The following is a 17,904-nucleotide window of genomic DNA, read 5'->3' as shown; positions in this document are numbered from 1 at the left end:
GACCCGAACGAGCCCGCCCACTCAGTTGCGGCGGGCCGCCATCCCTTGATTAGCCGGAGCGTGCGAGCATGGCTGAATTTCTATTACGCAAGCTATTGGCGCTGGCGGCAACCTTGCTGTCAGTGTCAGTGATCGTGTTTTTGGCCCTGGAGCTGAACATCGAGGACGTCGCAATCAATGTCCTGGGCCCTTACTCCGCCGCCGACCAACGCGCCGCGTGGCTGGTGGAACACGGTTACAACCAACCCTTTATCTGGCGCTATCTGGTGTGGCTGAAGGACTTTCTCAGCGGCGACTGGGGCACCTCGGTGCACTTTCGTGAACCGGTGATTGACCTGCTTTTGCCCAACCTTGGGCAAACGCTGATCCTTGCTGGATTGGCGCTGCTGGTGATGGTGCCGGTGGCCCTGACCCTGGGCATTCTGGCCGGCATTCGCCAGGGCTCGGCGGTGGATCGGCTGGTGTCGTTCCTGTCGATTGTCACCACCTCGATTCCGGACTTCGCCAGCGCCGTGTTTGTCTCCGCGATCTTTGTGTTTTGGCTCAACTGGCTGCCGGGCGTGAGCAGCATGAGCGACGGCTTTAACGCCGTGGAACTCGCGTTGCCACTGATGGTGCTGTGCCTGTTCGGCATCGGTTATCTTGCACGGATTACTCGGGCCTCGATGGTCGAAGTGATGCAGGCGCCGTACATCCGCACCGCCCGCCTCAAAGGCGCGTCCACCTCACGCATCGTGCTGCGCCATGCGTTGCGCAACGTGCTGATAGCGCCGATCACCGTGATCATGTTGTACATCCCGTGGCTGCTGTCGAACGTGATCGTGGTCGAGGTGTTCTTCGCCTACAAAGGCTTTGGTTCGCTGCTCTACACCGCATCGCTGAACCATGACGTCTACCTGATCGAAGCCTGCGCGATGATCAGCGGCATCGTGGTGGGCGCGACCAAGATCTTCTCGGACCTGGCCTACACCTGGCTCAACCCGCGCATCACCTTGCGCAGTCTTGGCGGAGGTGGCCAATGAACTTCCTCAACTCGTTCAAACATCCCTTGGCGATGCTCGGTGTGCTGCTGGTCGGCGGCTGGGTGCTGATGGCGCTGTTCGCGCCGTGGCTGGCGCCCCACGACCCACTGGAAAGCTTCGCCCCGCTGCTGACGCCGATGACCTCCGATGGCAACGGAATGAGCTTCCTGCTGGGCACCGACATGATCGGCCGGGACATTCTGTCGCGGCTGATCTGGGGCACGCGCACCGTGTTGTTCTGGTCGATCCTGGCGACCCTGACCGCGTTCGCCGTTGGCATCGCCATGGGCCTGTGCGCCGGCTACTTCAATGGCTGGGTCGATGCGCTGCTGTCGTATGTCGCCGACACGGTGCTGTCGTTCCCGGTGCTGGTGTTGTACATCGTGATCATCATCGCGCTCGGCGCTTCAGCGCTGAACATCCTGATTGCGGTGACCTTCACCAGCGCTCCGGCGATCTTCCGGATCATGCGCGCGCTGACCATCGACATCCGCTCCCGGGACTATGTGCTCAGCGCCATCACCCAAGGAGAGGGTTCGCTGCGGATCATGCTGGTGGAGATCCTGCCCAATTGCGGCGGCCCGCTGATCGTCGATTTCTGCCTGCGCATCGGCTACACCGCGATCATGATCGGTGCCCTCGGCTTCCTCGGCCTCGGCCTGCCGCCGCCAACCCCGGACTGGGGCGGCATGATCAATGAAGGCCGCAGCATGGCCATCGCCTTCCCGCACCTGGTGATCTTCCCGTGCATTGCCATCTCCACCCTGATGCTGGGCCTGAGCCTGTTAGCAGACGGTCTGGACGAACACGCCCAGAAAGGCACAAGGAGTTGAGCATGAGTCATCAGCAAGTATTGAGAGTAGAAAACCTTTCCATCGAATTGCCACTCGGCGCCGACCGCAGCCACGCCGTCAAAGGCATCAGCCTCGACGTGCGCAAGGGTGAAATACTCTGTGTGATCGGCGAATCCGGCTCCGGTAAATCGGTGCTCTCGGCAGCGATCATGGGCGACTACGCCAAGGGCCTGTGCCACAGCGAAGGCGTGATTGATTTTCTCGGTAACGACATCTGCCGCATGGACGAACCCGCCCTGCGCCAGTTGCGCGGTAACCGCATCGCAATGATTTTCCAGGAGCCGATGGCGGCGTTGAACCCGGCGATTCGCATTGGTCAGCAGGTCGAAGAAATCTTCGACATTCACGCACCGACCATGCCCGCTGCCGAGCGCCGGGGGCGTATGCTCGCCCTGCTCGATTCCACCCAGTTGCCCGACCCGCCACGGATCGCCAACAGCTTCCCGCATCAACTCTCCGGCGGCCAATGCCAGCGGGTAGTGATTGCCATGGCGCTGGCGATGAACCCGGATTTGTTGATTGCCGACGAACCGACCACCGCCCTGGACGTCACCACTCAGGCCCAGGTGCTGAAGCTGGTGCGCGACCTGCGCGGTCGTGGTCAGCACGGCATTTTGTTCATCACCCATGACTTCGGCGTGGTGGCGGAAATCGCTGACCGCATCGCCGTGATGGAGGGCGGTGTGCTGGTGGAAATCGGTGAGCGCGATCAAGTATTGAATGCACCGAAACACCCGTACACCCGTAAGTTGATCGCCGCCGTGCCAGCGCTGCACCCCGAGTTGCACGCACCGTGCGCGGATGGCGAATTGGCGTTGCGCATCGAACACCTGACCAAGACTTACAACGTCGGGGGTCGGTTGGTGCCTGCGCTGAAGGATGTCTCGCTGCAACTGCCACGGGGCAAAACCCTGGCGATTGTTGGCGAATCAGGTTCGGGCAAGAGTACGCTGGTGAAAGCCGCGATTCGGCTGGTGGAAAGCGACAGCGGCCATGTATGGGTCGGCGATACGGACTTTCTCGCGTTGCGCGGCTCTGCGTTGGCGGCCAATCGGCGGCGTATCCAGATGATTTTCCAGGACCCCTACGGCTCGTTGAATCCGCGGCATCGGGTCGGCGACATCATCGCCCGCGCCGCGCAACTGCGTGGGTTGTCGGCCAAGGATGCCTGGACCGAAGCCGGCGACTTGCTGGAACAGGTCGGGCTCAAACGTGACGCCCTCAAGCGCAAGCCTCGGCAATTCTCCGGCGGCCAGCGCCAACGTATCGGCATCGCCCGCGCCCTGGCGATGCGCCCGGAAGTGTTGATCGCTGATGAAAGTGTCTCGGCGCTGGATGTCTCTGTGCAGAAACAGGTGTTGGAGCTGCTCGCCCAGCTGCAACAGCGCCTCAACCTGAGCATTTTGTTCATCACCCACGACCTGCGCGTCGCGGCGCAGATCAGCGACTACATCGCGGTGATGCGCCAGGGCGAAGTTGTGGAGTACGGCACGGCGCAGCAGGTGCTGTTGCAGCCGCAAAACACCTACACCCAAACCTTGCTGGCAGCAGCACCCGGCGCTTCGGCGATACCGGTAGCGCCTGCCGCTGAACCGACGCTGAGGCTGATCCGACCTCAGGCCAGCTGAGTCTATAACCCTTTCCCCAGGTCGCAGCGTTCGCTGCGGCATGGGTTGCTGTTACTCAATAAAAATCAGAAATCGGAGTATCACTGTGCGCACCACCCCCCCTCTTGCAGTCCATTGCCTCGCTCTCATTGCGCTGATCGGCGGCTTCGCGGCCCCGGCAATGGCGGTGCAGGTCACCGATAACCTCGACCTCGGCGGTGCCGTGCGGGCGCGTTGGGACTACGACCCGGATCGCGATATCCAGAAGTTTGGCCTGGACACGGTTTTCCTTAGCGCCAAGTACAACTCCGACACCTGGATCGGTGAGGCGCAATACCGTTTCTACGGACGCTCCTATCCTTACCAGTACACCAAGGACTACGGCGATATCCAATTCGCCAAGTTCGCCTGGGCCGGCTACAAGTTCAACCCCGACCAGCAAGTGCAAGTGGGCCTGAACACGGTGCCGTTCGGTTTGCAGCCGTACTTCGGCAGCACCTTCTACGAAACCCTGGGCAACGTCATCGGCCTGGAAGATGTGCAACAGGTTGGCGCCAAGTACATCCAGCAAAACGGCGACTGGAACATCCAGGCCGGCTACTACCTGCGCCCGGCGTGGCAAGGCAAGGGCACCAGTAAAGGCGTGACCTATTCCAGCGTGGTGTCCGGGGCCGACAGCTACGTGGTTGACGGCAGCGACAACCAGGAACGCCACACCCTGGTGCTGCGGGTGGCCAAGGCCCTGGACCTGGGGCCGTGGAAATCCGAAGTGGGGATCTCCGGCCTGACCTCGACCCTGGAAAACAAGGACACCGACAAAGATGGCCGACGCAACGCCGTGGCCGTGCACTACCTGGGCAAGAACGGCCCGTGGGGCGTGCAACTGCAAGCGGCGCGGCAGCAGATGTCGCCGCGTAATGCCGGCACCGATGAAGTGGTCACCCTGGGCGGATACGACGGCACCTACAACGTCGCCAGTCGCGGCAATTTGTACGTAGCCGACCTGAGCTACGACGTCAGCGGAAAATACGTGTTCGACCTGGTCAGCGGCGTGAAGCTGTACGCCAACTACAGTGCATTCGACAAATCCGCCGAGGAGTTCAAGACCTCGCAAAGGATGATCTTCGGCACCTCGTTTTCCTTCAGCAAACTGTGGATCGCGACGGAGTGGCTGTACGGCAAGAATGACCCGTATATCGGTGGTAGCAGCTATACCCAGAGCCTGGGCGCCGGTGGGACGGATCATTGGGAAAATCAGCTGTACATGAACATTGGGTATTACTTCTGATCCCGATTTTTGGGCGCTCCTGAAGGCCTCTTCGCTAGCAGGCCCGCTCCCATATTTGTACGCGGCCCACTGTGGGAGCGGGCTTGCTCGCGAAGACTGTAGCCCAAACAATACTTGCATCAGCCCCTGCCACAGGAGTCAGATACGCCCTACAAAACATTCGCCAAAAACAATAAACCTGCCCCCGTTCGGCGACAGGTATGGAGTCACCCTTTCATGCGTCAACTGCCCTCGCTCAACATGCTGCGTGTCTTTGAAGAAGTCGCGCGGCATCGCAGTTTCAGCCAGGCAGCCTTGGGATTGAACGTCACCCAAGGCGCGGTGAGTCGTCAAATCAAGCAGCTCGAAGACTACCTCGGCGTGGCGATGTTCATCCGCACACCACAAGGCCTGTCCCTGACTGAAACCGGCCTCGCCCTCTCACCGCAACTGAGCGATGCCTTCGACCACATCGAACGTGCGCTGCAAGCGGTGCGCGTGCCCAACCTGCGCCAACGCCTGCGCATCGTCGCGCCACCGACCTGGGCCACTCGCTGGTTATCGGCGCACCTGCGCGCTTTTTGCCAACGCTACCCGGATATCAGCCTCAGCGTGACTAACCAAAGCGCCCACGACAGTTTCGCGGAAATCGACTGCCACATCCGCTTCGGCCTCGAAGCCGCGAGCCAGTGCAGCAGCCAGTTGCTGGTGATGGAACGGCACATGGCGGTGGCCAGCCCGGAGTTGTTCGTCAACGGCCAGCCGCCGGACTTGCGTCAGCTTCCACTGCTGCACATCCTGCACAACGGCAAGCGCTTGAGAGTTTGGGAGAATTGGTTGGCGGCAATGGGCCGTGACGATATCGATGCCGCTCAGGGGCTGGAATTCAGCACGCTGGATCAGGTGATTCACACGGCTCTGGCCGGTGGCGGGCTGGCGGTGATTGACCGGCAGATGATCGAGAAGGAACTGGCCAATGGCAGCCTGCTGCCGATCACTGCGGTGGAGGTGGTCGGGCCGTATGGGTATTGGCTGGATGTGGCGAATGACAAGCAGGGATTGTCGAAAGTGCGGTTGTTTGCGGATTGGTTGGGGTTGGTCAGCAATCCATAGAACACAGATGCCCCCTGTGGGAGCGAGCCTGCTCGCGAAAGCGCAGTGCCAGTCAACATAGATGTTGATTGTCACGCCGCCTTCGCGAGCAGGCTCGCTCCCACAGGGTATTGGTGGTCAGTTTTAGACCGGTGCCACGACCTTCACCGCAACAGGCGCGCCACCCTCAACCGGACTTTGCGCCTTGCATGCCTGGCTCAGCGTCAGGGATTTTGTCTCCGGTGCCCAGGCCCAGGAAATCATCGCACCAAGCGCCAAAATCGCCGCCAGAATTCCCATGGTAGGGCTCAACCCAATCCCCGCCACGCTCACCGGCAACAGGAAGGTACTGACCGCCGAACCCAAACGGCTCACCGCCGTCGCAAGGCCAATCCCGCTGGCCCGCACTTCGGTCGGAAAGCTCTCGGCCGGGAACACGCCTACCAGGTTGCTCACCGCCGACAACACCAGCGTGAACACGCCGAACACCAGCACCATCAGGAACGCCGCACTGCCCGGCAACACTGCCAGCAGGAACAACGCTACCGCGAGGATGATGAACGAGTTGATCAGGAAGCCCCGCCGCGAAAACTTCACGGTGCACCAGATCCCGATCAATGCTCCGAGGATCAGCAGCATGTTCAGCATCAGCTCGGTGCCAAAGCCTTCCGCCAGGCCCATCTTCTGCAGAATCGACGGCAGGAAGGTATAAATCGCAAAATACGGCATCACGATGCAGACAAAGAACAGGCAGTTAAACGCCGTACGCTTGCGGTATTCGCGGCTGAACAGCACCGCGTAGCCGGAACGGGTTTCGGTAGAGCGGTTTTCGTCGAGTTCGACGTTGTCGCCCAGGTGTTTCTTGACGATCGCTCGTGCTTCGGTGATGCGCCCCTGATTCACCAGCCAACGCGGCGACTCGGGCGTACCGATACGCGCGATCAGAATCAACGCTGCCGGGATCGCCGACGAGGCCAACATCCAGCGCCAGGCATCATCCCCCAGATTGAGCATCGCCGTGCCGACAAAGGTGGCGGCGACGTAGCCGAAGGTCCAGATCACGCTGAACGAACCGAGCAACACGCCCCGGTGTTTCTTCGGCGAAAACTCGGCCAGCATCGCGTGGCCGACGCTGAAGTCACCGCCCAGGCCGATGCCGATCAGCACCCGGCAGAGAAACAACTGCATCGCGGTTTCGGCGTAGAACTGCATCACCGAGGCAATCGTGATCAGCACAAAACTGACCAGGAAGATTTTCTGTCGGCCGACCCTGTCGGCGATCCAACCGAAGAACAGGCTGCCGAGAAACAGCCCGATCAGTGCCGAGGCGCCAATCAGGCCCTGCCAGAACGCATCGAGGTGCATTTGGGGGCTGAGCAGTGTGAACGCAATACCGATCAGGCCGAGAATGTAGCCGTCGGTGAAGTGCGCGCCGAAGGTCAGGCCGGCGATCTTGAGATGGAAGCGCCCGATGGGCAGGTCGTCGATCTTTATCGATTGAGCGGACATGTTCGTCTCCAGTTGTTGTTATTGACGGAGAAATGAAACCTGTGGGAGCGAGCTTGCTCGCGATGGCGGCCTTTCAGCCGATATCCATGTTGGATGTGCCGGCCCCATCGCGAACAAGCTCGCTCCCACAGGGTTTACCGCTGTTCTCTCTAGAGGCCGCCCATTAACAGGTATTTGATTTCCAGGTAGTCTTCCAGGCCGTACTTGGAACCCTCACGACCCAGGCCCGATTCTTTGATGCCGCCGAACGGCGCGACTTCCGTGGAAATGATCCCTTCGTTGATCCCGACCATGCCGGCTTCCAGGCCTTCGGCCATGCGCCACACGCGACCAATGTCACGGCTATAGAAGTAAGCCGACAATCCGTAGGGCGTGTCATTCGCCCGTTGCAATACTTCGGCTTCGTCCTTGAAGCGGAAGCATGCCGCCACCGGACCGAAAGTTTCATCCTGGGCGATCAGCATCTCGCTGTTCGCGTCGGTGAGGATGGTCGGCTCATAAAACGTGCCGCCCAGCGCATGTCGACGACCACCGCACAACAATGTGGCGCCCTTCTCCAGAGCATCACCGACATGCAGTTCAACCTTGGCCAATGCTGCGGCGTTGATCAGCGGACCTTGCTCGGTTTCACCGTCCAGCGCACTGCCGACGCGCATCGCGGCGACCGCTTCGGCGAGCTTGCCGGTAAAGGCTTCGTAAACGCCGTCCTGAATGAAGAAGCGGTTCACGCAAACACAGGTCTGCCCTGTGTTGCGGAACTTCGAAGCCATGGCGCCTTTGACGGCGGCGTCCAGATCGGCGTCGTCGAACACAATGAACGGTGCATTGCCACCCAGTTCCAGCGAGACCTTTTTCAAGGTCTCGGCAGCTTGGCGCATCAGCAATTTTCCGGTGCGGGTCGAGCCGGTGAACGACAGTTTGCGCACAACGCTGGAGGCTTGCAGCGCCCCGCCAATCGCCACCGCATCACCTGAGATGATATTGAACACTCCGGCCGGAATGCCCGCCTGCTCGGCCAGCACCGCCAGGGCGAACGCTGACAGCGGGGTTTCTTCCGAGGGTTTGAGAATCATCGTGCAACCCGCCGCCAACGCCGGGCCGACCTTGCGGGTGACCATGGCCAACGGGAAGTTCCACGGAGTGATCGCCGCGACTACACCGATGGCTTCCTTGACCACGATGATGCGTGAGTCGGCCTTGTGGCTCGGGATCACATCGCCGTAAGCGCGCTTGGCCTCTTCGGCGAACCACTCCAGGAAGCTTGCGGCGTAGACCACTTCGCCCATGGCTTCGGCCAACGGCTTGCCCTGTTCGCGACTGAGCAAGGTGGCCAAGTCCTTCTGGTTGCTCAACATCAACTCGCTCCAGCGCTTGAGGCGCTGGCTGCGTTCCTTGGCGGTCAACTTGCGCCAGGCCGGCAAGGCACGATTGGCGGCCGCGATGGCCAGGTTGGTTTCTTCGGCGCCGGCCTTCTGCACCTCGGCGATGAGTTCGCCGTTGGCCGGGTTGAGTACCGGATAAGTCACACCACCGCTGGACCATTGGCCGTCGATGAAATTGCCGTTACGGATCAGCGCGCTCATGCCACAGCCTCGGTCAGATTGAAGCGCTCCAGCCCCGGACGGGCCGAGCGCAGGATGCGTTTGCCAGCGGTGTAATCGTTGATCACATCGCACGGGGTGTAGTTGCGTTCCAGCTCATACAGTTCTTCGGCATCGAATTTGGTTTCCAGCGCCGCCAGGGCACTGTCGAACTGTGCGGTGGTGTCAGCGCCCACCAGCATGCAATCGACACCAGGATGGTTGGCGACCCAAGCCTGGGCGATCTGCGCGTTCGACACGCCACGGGCACGGGCGACGCGTTGTACCGAATGAGCAATCTCGAACGAGGCTTCGTCGCTGTACATCTGCTGGGTGAAGAAGTCGGTCTGGTTGCGGGTCGACTGCACATCGCCGGTCAGCAACCCACGGGCCAGCGGGCTGAACACCGAGACACCCAGGCCCTGATCGCGGCAGAACGGGATCATCTCGCGCTCTTCTTCGCGGTAGGCGCAGTTCAGTTGCAGCTGCATGTTGATCGGCTTGACCCAACCATTGCGTTCGCAAGCCATCAGGATCTTCGCCAGTTGCCCGGTGAGCATGGTTGACACGCCGATGTAACGGGCCTTGCCGGAGCGCACGATGTCGTTCATCGCGCTCATGGTTTCTTCAACCGGGGTATTCACGTCGAAGTAATGCAGCATGAACACATCGACGTAATCCATGTTCAGACGTTTCAGCGAGGCGTCAATGCTGTCCATGATGTGCTTTCGCGAATGCCCACTGGCATTGATGCCGTTGCGGGTGCCGTAGCCGACTTTGGTGGTGATCACCAGGTCTTCACGCCGAGCCAGGCGCTTGACGATACGCCCCACCACCTCTTCGCCGACGCCAGCGGAATAGAAGTCCGCCAGGTCGATGAAATTCACCCCGTTGTCCAGGGCGTGAGCGACGATCGGCTCACTTTGCTTCTCATCAAAAATCCACGGTTTCCAGTCCGGGGTACCCATGTTCATAGTGCCCAGGCACAGGCGGGAGACTTGCAGGCCGGAGTTACCCAAACGAATGTATTGCATGGCGCAGACCTCAGACTTTTGGGGTGTAGAAAGGGTTGCTGATGTGATCGACCACATCCGCCAGTTGCGCGGTCTCCGGCTTGCCGGTCAAGGCTGCGCGGATCGCGGTGCGGCAGGCGTTGTAGTTGTTCAAGTACACGGCATCAAGGTCATCGCAGGCCGGGTTGACCCAGTTAGCAGTAACGATGGCCCATTCGTCTTCGGCCTCTGGCGGCAAGGTGCCGTCCAGCAGGGCTTCCAGAACAGCCTTGGCGATCCCGGCCTGGGACGCGCCCCAAGTGGCGTTGCCGTGCATGTCGCTGCTGATCGCGGCTTTGTTGACGTAAAGGGTCATCGGCTTGACCGGAATGTTCGGCTGGGCGATCACCATGAATGGGCAATGCCCTTGGCTTGGCGACGCCAGGCTATTGGCAAATGCCTGTCCCGCCGGCCCGTTGCGCGGCCCGATCAGAATGTTGATGTGCGCGGCGTTCACGCCAGGGCCTTCGAAACCTTCACCGATGTACAGGTCGAGTTCTTTCATCAGTCATTACTCTTTTTGGATTTTTTGGGTGATCAGAAGCGCACGCGGATCGTGAAGACCGAGGGGCGGATATCGGGGTTCGAAGAGCGCAGCACAGCGCTGGCGAGGCCGCGGCGGTGAGGATCAGTCATGGTTGCAAACGCTCTTTTTTGTTGTTGATGAGCTGTGTTTGCGATTTTTTAACACTGGGGATTCGAGGGGCTGTAACCATTAAAAGTAATGGGGGCATGAGTTCTGGTCATACCCGGCAAAACTCAAGGGCGAATCAAGCCGAAAACTTGGTGCTCGGTAAAACTGTGCGGGTAAAAGGAGGGAATTGGATCGGGTCAGGATTGGTGAAAGTCGCAGGGTAAAAACTGTACCCGTTCAGATTTCCAGCCCGCTGAAATGTCGAAAATTAGCATAGCGGGCTATGGTTAAGGCTAGGGCATATAACAAGCCTGAGGAGAAGATCATGACCAAGTCTGGCGGAACCAAAAGCAGTTCAGGCGGTGCCGGGAAAGGTTCGGGTGGACAGCCGAAAAGTGCGCCCGTAGCCAATCTGCCCAGCACTACGGGAAATAAATCTGGCGGCGGAAGAGGAAATGCTGCGCCGAAGAATCAGTGACCACGGCTTAATCAAAAACACCACGCTCGCGGAGGGAGAAATAATTGGCAGATCTTATTCAGGGACTCGACGGACCAAGGACAGCGCAGCAGGCGCTATTTTATGACCTGGAGGATGCGGCCGCAGTGATCGGCTGGTCGATGAGTGAGCTGACGCGTATGGCGGGCTGCGGAAAAACGCCAGACGAAGCCAATGCGCTGATCAAGATCAGCGCATTACTCAAGGCTCAGCAAGAAAAAATCAGCCACTATGCAAGTGAAGTAAAAGCGGGGACTATTTTGCGAAGCGAGGCTGAGTGATCGGCTGCTACTTTCACACTGACTGCCCCTCAGCAGCAGAACCTTCTGGATATGGACATTCAATGAAAAACAGCAAAAATCTACTCGCCCTGTCATGCCTCATCGCCGTCTCGCTGCTTGGCGGCTGCGCAGCGTCCGTAAAAAGCGGTGGCGCTGAAACACTGACGATTGACGAGGCCGCCAAGAAGAACCTGGTAGTGAATATCCAGGGTAACGGCAAGGTCCAGCAAAACGAGGACTGGATTCGCCTTAGGCAAGAATGGAACCAGGCCCTCAAAGATGAAGCTACCCGTGCGGGTTACCGCCTCTCCGAATCTCATGTAGCGGACTCCGCAGTGAAGGACGGAGTGGGCATCAAAATCAACGTCACCAACTTCCGATACCTGACACCTGGTGCGCGCTATGCTGCGGGCGTGATGGTTGGTAACTCCTGGATCAACTCGAGTGCGGATTACTCGGATTTGAAGTCCGGGCGGTTAATCGGTAGCCGCACCTATGACACTTCTTCATCTGCTTGGGAGGGGGTTATGTCAGCAATGACTCAAAAGCAGGTCGAGGCGATCGCTCAGCAGATTATCAGCGACATCAAGAGCGCAAAAACACAGTAATTCGGTGCAGGCATTGGGGGAGTTTCCACCCCTCGCGGCTCGGCCATGGAGCTGCCTGTTCATGTAAACCACAACTGCATCGGCATCGTGTTGAGTCGCCACTCATCCGACTGCCGTCGCCAAATTCGCTTGCCACCTCACCTTTCAAAATCATCGATTTTTTGAGATCACACTGCTCATGTATTGATTCAGATCCCGAAAATCTTTAACCCTCCAGGCGTACGGCGACAGCTTTACACCATTCTCTTGCAACGTTCGTGGAATCAGGTCGCCATTTGGACGCAGTATTATCGATGACACAATAACGCCAGGATAGTCATTCAGTCGTTTCTTGAATGCGGATGTAGTCAGATCAGGTGTAGGAGGATTGCTTTTATTAGCCAGTGGTCCTGTCCTCTTGATATCTACTCCGTGGCACATGGAACATCTCTGCGAATAGAGATTTTTTCCATTGGCATTATCCGCGAAGGACAGTGATGTTTGAGTTAGCGATAAAATTCCTAGTGAAGCGATTAATAATGTTTCCACTCTCATTTTTGATGTGGCCTTCGTTGTACAAATCAGAGCTGTAGACACCCATCCGCGAGCACTCACGCCCTCCGCGTCACGTGAAAAGCCCAAGAACCCGCCCGACCCTGGCCTAGCAATCCATGCATGGTAAAGAGCCAGAGTCAGGCAGGTGGTCAAATCCTAGCAGATTGGATCCAAAACAGCATTTGGACTTTTTAGGTAGTGCGGTACGCAACGATTTCTACTCGCTCGCCCTTCGAAGCTGCGGCAAAATTTCTCGGCCAACTTCATCCGGCGCAAGCTCAAGTGAATCGGGCTCCCGCCAATGGAGGCTGCTGAAAGGACTTGATATAGCGGATGAAGCTGACGCCTTGGTGACATTGTCCGGCATGGCGGTCTTGAAGCTGCCGCCGCCCACGAAGGCGATTACCGAATGGATGTGCCCGGGCGGAACGCCTAGCAGCGCTTCTAGCGCCTTCAAGTGCTTGTAATTCTGCCGCAGAGGGTTCTGGAACCTTAAGCGATGCCGGAAAATCTGCTGTGTCTACTGGGCCTGGCGCTCACCTCGGAAAATCGTACGTCCGGCCAGGTCATCTACCCAGCACCGCAAAGGTGATTAAAGCTGTGGTTTATGACTTCGGCCCGAGCCGGGCCGGTGAGCATGCGCGTAACTTCCTCGGCACGTGCCAATCGTCACGTATGAATGGGCACGATCCGTATGCCTACCTCAAAGAGGTGCTAACGCGACTGCCGGCGCAGCGGGCGAGTGAGATTGAACGACTGCTGCCGCATCGTTGGGTATCTGCCTGAGTCATGCAAGGTAACTTCGGCGGACGCTTATAGATCTCCGAAGCTTCGTGCGTGTCTAGAAGCCCGGGGGCGATTCACCACATTTGGAAGCGGAAAGTGGCAGCAGCGGCCTTACAAAACTACAGCTTCGTCACAAAAGTCCGCGCCTGATACAGCGCAAAGCTGCTAAGCACGATAATAAGGGCGACTGCGAGCATGTCGGCCCCCGGAAAACCCCAGAATTCAGACATAGTGCTTCCTTATTGATAATAGTAAGTAGCAACAACCATCAGGCCAGCGCAGTGTCGCGCATGCGTTGACGGCCAAAGTCGTTAACCCTGAATTTGAACAGCACTCGGCCGGCACCAAAATAGGCCTGATCATCTAGCTTCTCCTCAACACTTTCGATGATGCCGCTGGAGAACAGGTCCGTCAGGGTGACACGGGTGTTACCGCGCCAGTAGGCACCGCTAATACCGTACTCACTCATCAGCGTATCTGTGATTTGCCAGTCCCAGATACCGACGTCCTGCTGATCGTTGATCAACTGGAGAATGCGGCCCTTCATATGCAGTTTATTCATGGCTTGCTCCCATCATCACGAGGTAACTGCATCAGCGGCAGTGCCAGTTTTTTTGCGGTCGGTTGATACGGCGCGCACGACTTCGAGCACCTCATCACTTTCGGTGAACATCACAAACCCGCCCGCCACAAACAGCACCAAACCTGCCAGGAAGTTCCACTCGGGAAACTTCAGCGTGAAGGCGGCGAGGAAGATCACCGCAAACAAACCATACAGCGCGGCAATAGCTTGCCCGCGGCCGACGCCAATCAGTGGGAACGACTTGTACCAAGAGACGTAGCAGAAGGCGAAAGTCACGCCCGCTAACGTCAGCCAGCCGATGGCGGCCCAATTGAATGTGGCGACCACGAGTTCGACTACCGGCTGATCGGTAAACAAATAGATGGCAGGCAAAATCAGTGCGACCCAATACAGCACTTCAGCGGTAAAACGCACTGTAATGCCTACATCCGGGTCGGCAACATCGAGCCCGCGACCGGCGATTGCGCCCTCTACACCCCAGCCAATAGCAGCCATTGCACCGCCTAAATAACCCAGCCAGCCGGTGTCACCGGTGCCGGTGATTTCAGCAATGATGCCGGGTGCATACACCGTCACACCGCCGGTTAAGATGATGAAAATACCCACAGCTGCACGCAGGGTGATTTTCTCCTGGTACCAGAGCCTGGCCAGCGTTGCGCCGATGACGGGGTACATCAATGCAGAAATCGCCGCGAAGGCCCCGCCGATATAACCGATCGCCAAATACGAGCCAAAGATGGCCATCGGACCGCCAAAGATGGCGCCGATGAAGAACCACTTAGAGATGTAACGCATCTGTTTGATGGTGCGAACGTACTCGCCCCACTTGCCCAGTACCCCGTTCCAAACGAACAAGAAGAACAACACGGCAACGGCGTTGAAGGTGGTCAACACGGCTGCCGCCAACAGGAACTCGGCATTGGTGTCGTACTTCAGGTCTACATAAGGCGCTTCGAACCAAACCGCGGAGCCTGGCACGTACCAAGCCCCCCAGAGCACTGCGCACCACAACGCCCACGTAAAACCCCAGCGGATGCTGCTGGTGGTAAAGCGCGACCGCGCCTGGCTCAGGCTTGGCTGATTCATGTAGATACCTTTGCTGGCTTCGATTGCTTGCCGTGCAGGAAGGCTTCCAGTGAATCGTCCATCGCATCCATCCACGGCGTGTGATGCACGGGCGCCATGGTGCCGGTCAGCGTGGAGCGGTAGCTTTTATTGCGATAGCCGAGGATGTCCGCTGCTTTGTGATGCTCCCACTCCTTGAAAATATCAGACACGGCGAGAACATCGAAGGGTGGGTAATCGGTCGATTCAAGCAGGTCGAGTATGTAGGCACCCTGATAGTCGATGGCTTCAAAGGGATCAGCCACTTGCTCTTCGCGGGCCACCCATTCACGGGTGTCGCTGGCCATGGCTTGTTCTGCTGGCAGCTTGATACGACCCAGCATAATGTCCCGGGCATACCAGGCCTGGGCATCGAACATGTTGAAGGTGTAGTACTGATCCTGCATGCCGAGGAACATTAGCTTCGGATTAGCCAAAGACACGATGCCTTTGTACAAACCTTCCGGGTACAGCCGGTTGTGCGTGGTCAGCGTCAGCTCGTTGGGCAGAAACGGGAAGTGATGCCGATACCCGGTGCACAGGATGATCGCGTCGACCTCTTTGCTGGTGCCATCCTTAAAATGTGCGGTCTTGCCGACCACACGGGTGAGCAACGGTACTTCGGCGAAGGACTCTGGCCAATCAAAGCCCATAGGCTTGGTGCGATAGCTGAAAGTAACCGACTTGGCGCCGTACTTGTGGCACTGCGTGCCGATGTCTTCTGCCGAGTAACTGCTGCCAACCAGCAGCAAGTTTTTGCCTTGGAACTCGCACGCATCGCGGAAATCATGGGCGTGCAATACGCGACCGGGAAACTGCTCCAAGCCTTCGAAGTAAGGCGCGTTGGGCGTCGAAAAGTGTCCCGTGGCAACGATTACGTGATCGAATTCTTCGGTGATCAGTTGGTCTTGGTTGAGGTCGCGCACGGTGACCGCGAACTTGCTGGTGCTCTCGTCATAGGCAACCCAGTGCACCGCTGTATTGAAGCGGATGTGCTGGCGCACGTTGCTTTTGGCTACGCGGCCGATGATGTAGTCACGCAACACGGCGCGTGGCGGATAGGAAGGAATCGGCCGGCCGAAGTGTTCTTCGAAGCTGTAATTGGCGAACTCCAGGCATTCCTTGGGGCCGTTTGACCAGAGATACCGGTACATGCTGCCATGGACGGGCTCGCCATACAGATCCAAACCAGTGCGCCAGGTGTAATTCCACATACCGCCCCAGTCACTCTGCTTTTCGTAACAAACGATCTCGGGGGATTCAGCGTCGTCGCAATGGGCGGCTTCGAAAGCACGTAACTGTGCCAAGCCGCTAGGGCCGGCGCCAAGAATGGCAACTCTAAAAGTCATAAAGACTCCTTCCTTCAGGCGCTTCATCGCACGCGGGATCTTGGCCCAAGCGACGACTGAACGCGGAAAAGAGTGACGCTCGTACCGGTATCGGTCGGGCCATCAAGCTCTGAGTGATGCGCACTAAAATCGGCTTAACCGATGGCGCGATGTGATGAAGGCTGCATCTGTCGGTGAAACAGAAGGCCGGGGGTGGGCAGGCCACCAATGAAGCGAAGGTTCTCGAGAAAACGCTGGAAGGCAGCGTTCGATCCGGTCAAACAGGAGAAAAAGTGCTTGAAACCGTTCACAACGTTAACACAGCTGACGTAGGGATAAGCCTTTTTCCTGCAAATAACCATTGATGATGGTGAAGATCGCATGGGCCAATTTATGTATTTCCAGCAGGAGCCGAAGGTCATGATCGTGGTGTCTTCGGAGGTAGGCGCGCTGAGGGTCAGGCGTGCAGACTGGCGTATTGGCGTGATTTCATACAGCGCTTCCATCGTCGGGTCGCTCAGGGAGAGCCAGTTTTGCAGCAAATGAATGCGCAACATGGTTTCCAGCGGATAGGGTTTTCGACCACCGGTCGCGGTAGGGAAGGCAGTTACCTGCTGCCCCCGCACAGATCCGTACGTGCGGAACTACCACATACGGCTCCTGCCGAGTCTGCACGGCTGGTTTTGAGTTTGTCCGATAGCAGGAAAGCCCAAACATAAGGTTGATCGAGTCAGTCGTATGTTCGGGCTTTTACGCTGCAGGCCTCGCTGCGTTTTACCCTGGGCAAAGGTTGCTTTACCTCAAGACGCAAAACTCAGGGTTTATTTCCTGATGTTATCGGAAGCCCTCTACTCTCTTGAAGAGGCGGGCTCTTTGTCCATGCGCCGCGCGATGACATCAAGAACGTCGCATCCGTCGCGCAGCGGGATACATCAGAGCAAAGCGAAGTCACTGAGGATTACAGAGTCGGTGTTGATGTCACCACGCATCGCGAGATTTTCCAGCATTTGGGTGACGGCACCAATTCTATAGCTGGCGGTGCTGAGTAGAGAATGGAGCGGCTGCGTGGTATTCACGTAAAGCGAAGGAAGGTCGTCGGCGTTGCTTGTTAAAGCCATGTATTCATTCATGAGTAAATCTCCACTATTTAGAGGTTTACCAACCAATCGTCGCCAAACGAAGGGGTGGCAACTGTACGCAGGTTGGCGAACCGGAGTGGAAGCCGGCAGACCCGAAGGTCTCCCGCGCACAGCTGCCATTACGACAACTTTGCGCATGCAAAAACGCCTGCAACGAAGCAAACGCTTTTGCATTCCACTGCGGGTCGCCAAACCCGGACGCCATATGGGCGACGGGCGGACTATAAGTCGCGTCGGGGTGCTGTGCAAGGGATTGATGGAGATGGGGATACCGAGAGCAATGCAGGGTTTTTCACGAGCCCCGTGAAACACAGGACACCGTTTCCCCCTACGATAAGGGATCGGCAAACGGGTAAAAGGGAGGCGGCCGAAACGAGCAGCCAGGCTTGAAGAGCGACGACGAGCAACTGGTGGTGCCGAATAACCCG

The 17,904-nt window shown here is 58.1% G+C and carries 15 protein-coding genes and 4 pseudogenes; 8 read left to right on the top strand and 11 right to left on the bottom strand.

Translation table 11 applies throughout. From position 1 onward, the window contains the following. The first annotated feature begins 68 nt into the window (after positions 1-68). The 5 genes from AAEZ09_RS04410 to AAEZ09_RS04390 all read left to right on the top strand — a co-directional run bounded on the left by AAEZ09_RS04410 (position 69) and on the right by AAEZ09_RS04390 (position 5,863). The gene (locus AAEZ09_RS04410) at positions 69-1,022 is read left to right on the top strand and encodes an ABC transporter permease (RefSeq protein ID WP_205894061.1); all 954 of its coding nucleotides are present in this window, start codon (positions 69-71) and stop codon (positions 1,020-1,022) included. Further along, a complete protein-coding gene (locus tag AAEZ09_RS04405) occupies positions 1,019-1,855 on the top strand; it encodes an ABC transporter permease (RefSeq protein ID WP_350598274.1) in 837 nt (278 codons plus the stop codon). The genes AAEZ09_RS04410 and AAEZ09_RS04405 overlap by 4 nt, the downstream gene beginning before the upstream one ends. Positions 1,856-1,857: 2 nt before the next feature. Continuing rightward, a complete protein-coding gene (locus AAEZ09_RS04400) occupies positions 1,858-3,504 on the top strand; it encodes a dipeptide ABC transporter ATP-binding protein (protein WP_350598273.1) in 1,647 nt (548 codons plus the stop codon). Positions 3,505-3,664: 160 nt separating this feature from the next. Then, positions 3,665-4,771, top strand: a complete 1,107-nt coding sequence (locus tag AAEZ09_RS04395; RefSeq protein ID WP_237142332.1) for a hypothetical protein — start codon at positions 3,665-3,667, stop codon at positions 4,769-4,771. Between the two features lie 216 nt (positions 4,772-4,987). Continuing rightward, positions 4,988-5,863, top strand: coding sequence for a LysR substrate-binding domain-containing protein (locus tag AAEZ09_RS04390; protein ID WP_350598270.1), 876 nt, complete (start codon positions 4,988-4,990; stop codon positions 5,861-5,863). 123 nt (positions 5,864-5,986) lie between these two features. On the opposite strand, the gene AAEZ09_RS04385 is transcribed toward AAEZ09_RS04390, so the two are convergent. The 4 genes from AAEZ09_RS04385 to fae form a co-directional block, all read right to left on the bottom strand. Further along, positions 5,987-7,351, bottom strand: a complete 1,365-nt coding sequence (locus AAEZ09_RS04385; RefSeq protein WP_350598268.1) for an MFS transporter — start codon at positions 7,349-7,351, stop codon at positions 5,987-5,989. A gap of 149 nt (positions 7,352-7,500) precedes the next feature. Continuing rightward, positions 7,501-8,934, bottom strand: coding sequence for an NAD-dependent succinate-semialdehyde dehydrogenase (locus AAEZ09_RS04380; RefSeq protein WP_205894055.1), 1,434 nt, complete (start codon positions 8,932-8,934; stop codon positions 7,501-7,503). Then, positions 8,931-9,965, bottom strand: coding sequence for an aldo/keto reductase (locus AAEZ09_RS04375; protein WP_122838341.1), 1,035 nt, complete (start codon positions 9,963-9,965; stop codon positions 8,931-8,933). Before AAEZ09_RS04375 ends, AAEZ09_RS04380 begins: the two co-directional genes overlap by 4 nt. A 10-nt stretch (positions 9,966-9,975) precedes the next feature. After that, positions 9,976-10,488 carry a formaldehyde-activating enzyme gene (gene fae, locus AAEZ09_RS04370; RefSeq protein ID WP_205894054.1) on the bottom strand — a complete coding sequence of 171 codons (513 nt, stop codon included), beginning with the start codon at positions 10,486-10,488 and terminating at the stop codon, positions 9,976-9,978. Between the two features lie 651 nt (positions 10,489-11,139). Between fae and AAEZ09_RS04365 the strand changes: the two genes are divergently transcribed. Then, positions 11,140-11,394: a hypothetical protein gene (locus AAEZ09_RS04365; RefSeq protein WP_350598265.1), complete on the top strand. Its 255-nt coding sequence runs from the start codon at positions 11,140-11,142 to the stop codon at positions 11,392-11,394. 62 nt (positions 11,395-11,456) lie between these two features. After that, positions 11,457-12,002, top strand: coding sequence for a hypothetical protein (locus AAEZ09_RS04360; RefSeq protein WP_350598263.1), 546 nt, complete (start codon positions 11,457-11,459; stop codon positions 12,000-12,002). A gap of 150 nt (positions 12,003-12,152) precedes the next feature. Here AAEZ09_RS04360 and AAEZ09_RS04355 read toward each other — a convergent pair whose 3' ends face one another. Together AAEZ09_RS04355 and AAEZ09_RS04350 are read right to left on the bottom strand one after the other, a co-directional pair. Beyond that, positions 12,153-12,536 carry a c-type cytochrome gene (locus tag AAEZ09_RS04355; RefSeq protein ID WP_350598417.1) on the bottom strand — a complete coding sequence of 128 codons (384 nt, stop codon included), beginning with the start codon at positions 12,534-12,536 and terminating at the stop codon, positions 12,153-12,155. Positions 12,537-12,826: 290 nt separating this feature from the next. Then, positions 12,827-13,086: pseudogene (locus tag AAEZ09_RS04350) on the bottom strand (nuclease-related domain-containing protein); the annotation flags it as partial. A gap of 65 nt (positions 13,087-13,151) precedes the next feature. Between AAEZ09_RS04350 and AAEZ09_RS04345 the strand changes: the two are divergent. Beyond that, a pseudogene (locus AAEZ09_RS04345) lies at positions 13,152-13,322 on the top strand (transposase domain-containing protein); the annotation flags it as partial. A 268-nt stretch (positions 13,323-13,590) separates the two neighbouring features. On the opposite strand, the gene AAEZ09_RS04340 reads toward AAEZ09_RS04345, so the two are convergent. From AAEZ09_RS04340 to AAEZ09_RS04320, 5 genes and pseudogenes are all read right to left on the bottom strand, one after another. Beyond that, positions 13,591-13,884 (bottom strand): hypothetical protein, encoded by a 294-nt coding sequence (locus AAEZ09_RS04340; protein ID WP_045060703.1) that lies wholly within the window; start codon positions 13,882-13,884, stop codon positions 13,591-13,593. Between the two features lie 15 nt (positions 13,885-13,899). After that, positions 13,900-14,991: a DMT family transporter gene (locus AAEZ09_RS04335; RefSeq protein WP_350598260.1), complete on the bottom strand. Its 1,092-nt coding sequence runs from the start codon at positions 14,989-14,991 to the stop codon at positions 13,900-13,902. Further along, positions 14,988-16,358, bottom strand: a complete 1,371-nt coding sequence (locus tag AAEZ09_RS04330; protein ID WP_045060701.1) for a trimethylamine monooxygenase — start codon at positions 16,356-16,358, stop codon at positions 14,988-14,990. The genes AAEZ09_RS04335 and AAEZ09_RS04330 overlap by 4 nt, the downstream gene beginning before the upstream one ends. Before the next feature lie 303 nt (positions 16,359-16,661). Beyond that, positions 16,662-16,939, bottom strand: a pseudogene (locus AAEZ09_RS04325) (transposase); the annotation flags it as partial. A gap of 246 nt (positions 16,940-17,185) precedes the next feature. Then, a pseudogene (locus tag AAEZ09_RS04320) lies at positions 17,186-17,467 on the bottom strand (short-chain dehydrogenase). Between the last annotated feature and the right edge of the window lie 437 nt (positions 17,468-17,904).

The sequence above is a fragment of the Pseudomonas sp. 65/3-MNA-CIBAN-0223 genome (assembly GCF_040310425.1).
GTDB classification, from domain to species: Bacteria; Pseudomonadota; Gammaproteobacteria; order Pseudomonadales; family Pseudomonadaceae; genus Aquipseudomonas; species Aquipseudomonas gregormendelii.
This window is presented reverse-complemented; position numbering and strand designations above follow the sequence as displayed.

Bases quoted from the DNA above. Each gene is read 5' to 3' on its own strand.
- AAEZ09_RS04385 (WP_350598268.1), bottom strand. From the start codon at position 7,351: ATGTCCGCTCAATCGATAAAGATCGACGACCTGCCCATCGGGCGCTTC.
- AAEZ09_RS04360 (WP_350598263.1), top strand. From the start codon at position 11,457: ATGAAAAACAGCAAAAATCTACTCGCCCTGTCATGCCTCATCGCCGTC.
- AAEZ09_RS04355 (WP_350598417.1), bottom strand. From the start codon at position 12,536: ATGAGAGTGGAAACATTATTAATCGCTTCACTAGGAATTTTATCGCTA.
- AAEZ09_RS04375 (WP_122838341.1), bottom strand. From the start codon at position 9,965: ATGCAATACATTCGTTTGGGTAACTCCGGCCTGCAAGTCTCCCGCCTG.
- AAEZ09_RS04395 (WP_237142332.1), top strand. From the start codon at position 3,665: ATGGCGGTGCAGGTCACCGATAACCTCGACCTCGGCGGTGCCGTGCGG.
- AAEZ09_RS04340 (WP_045060703.1), bottom strand. From the start codon at position 13,884: ATGAATAAACTGCATATGAAGGGCCGCATTCTCCAGTTGATCAACGAT.
- AAEZ09_RS04410 (WP_205894061.1), top strand. From the start codon at position 69: ATGGCTGAATTTCTATTACGCAAGCTATTGGCGCTGGCGGCAACCTTG.
- AAEZ09_RS04330 (WP_045060701.1), bottom strand. From the start codon at position 16,358: ATGACTTTTAGAGTTGCCATTCTTGGCGCCGGCCCTAGCGGCTTGGCA.
- AAEZ09_RS04405 (WP_350598274.1), top strand. From the start codon at position 1,019: ATGAACTTCCTCAACTCGTTCAAACATCCCTTGGCGATGCTCGGTGTG.
- AAEZ09_RS04380 (WP_205894055.1), bottom strand. From the start codon at position 8,934: ATGAGCGCGCTGATCCGTAACGGCAATTTCATCGACGGCCAATGGTCC.
- AAEZ09_RS04335 (WP_350598260.1), bottom strand. From the start codon at position 14,991: ATGAATCAGCCAAGCCTGAGCCAGGCGCGGTCGCGCTTTACCACCAGC.
- AAEZ09_RS04400 (WP_350598273.1), top strand. From the start codon at position 1,858: ATGAGTCATCAGCAAGTATTGAGAGTAGAAAACCTTTCCATCGAATTG.
- AAEZ09_RS04390 (WP_350598270.1), top strand. From the start codon at position 4,988: ATGCGTCAACTGCCCTCGCTCAACATGCTGCGTGTCTTTGAAGAAGTC.
- fae (WP_205894054.1), bottom strand. From the start codon at position 10,488: ATGAAAGAACTCGACCTGTACATCGGTGAAGGTTTCGAAGGCCCTGGC.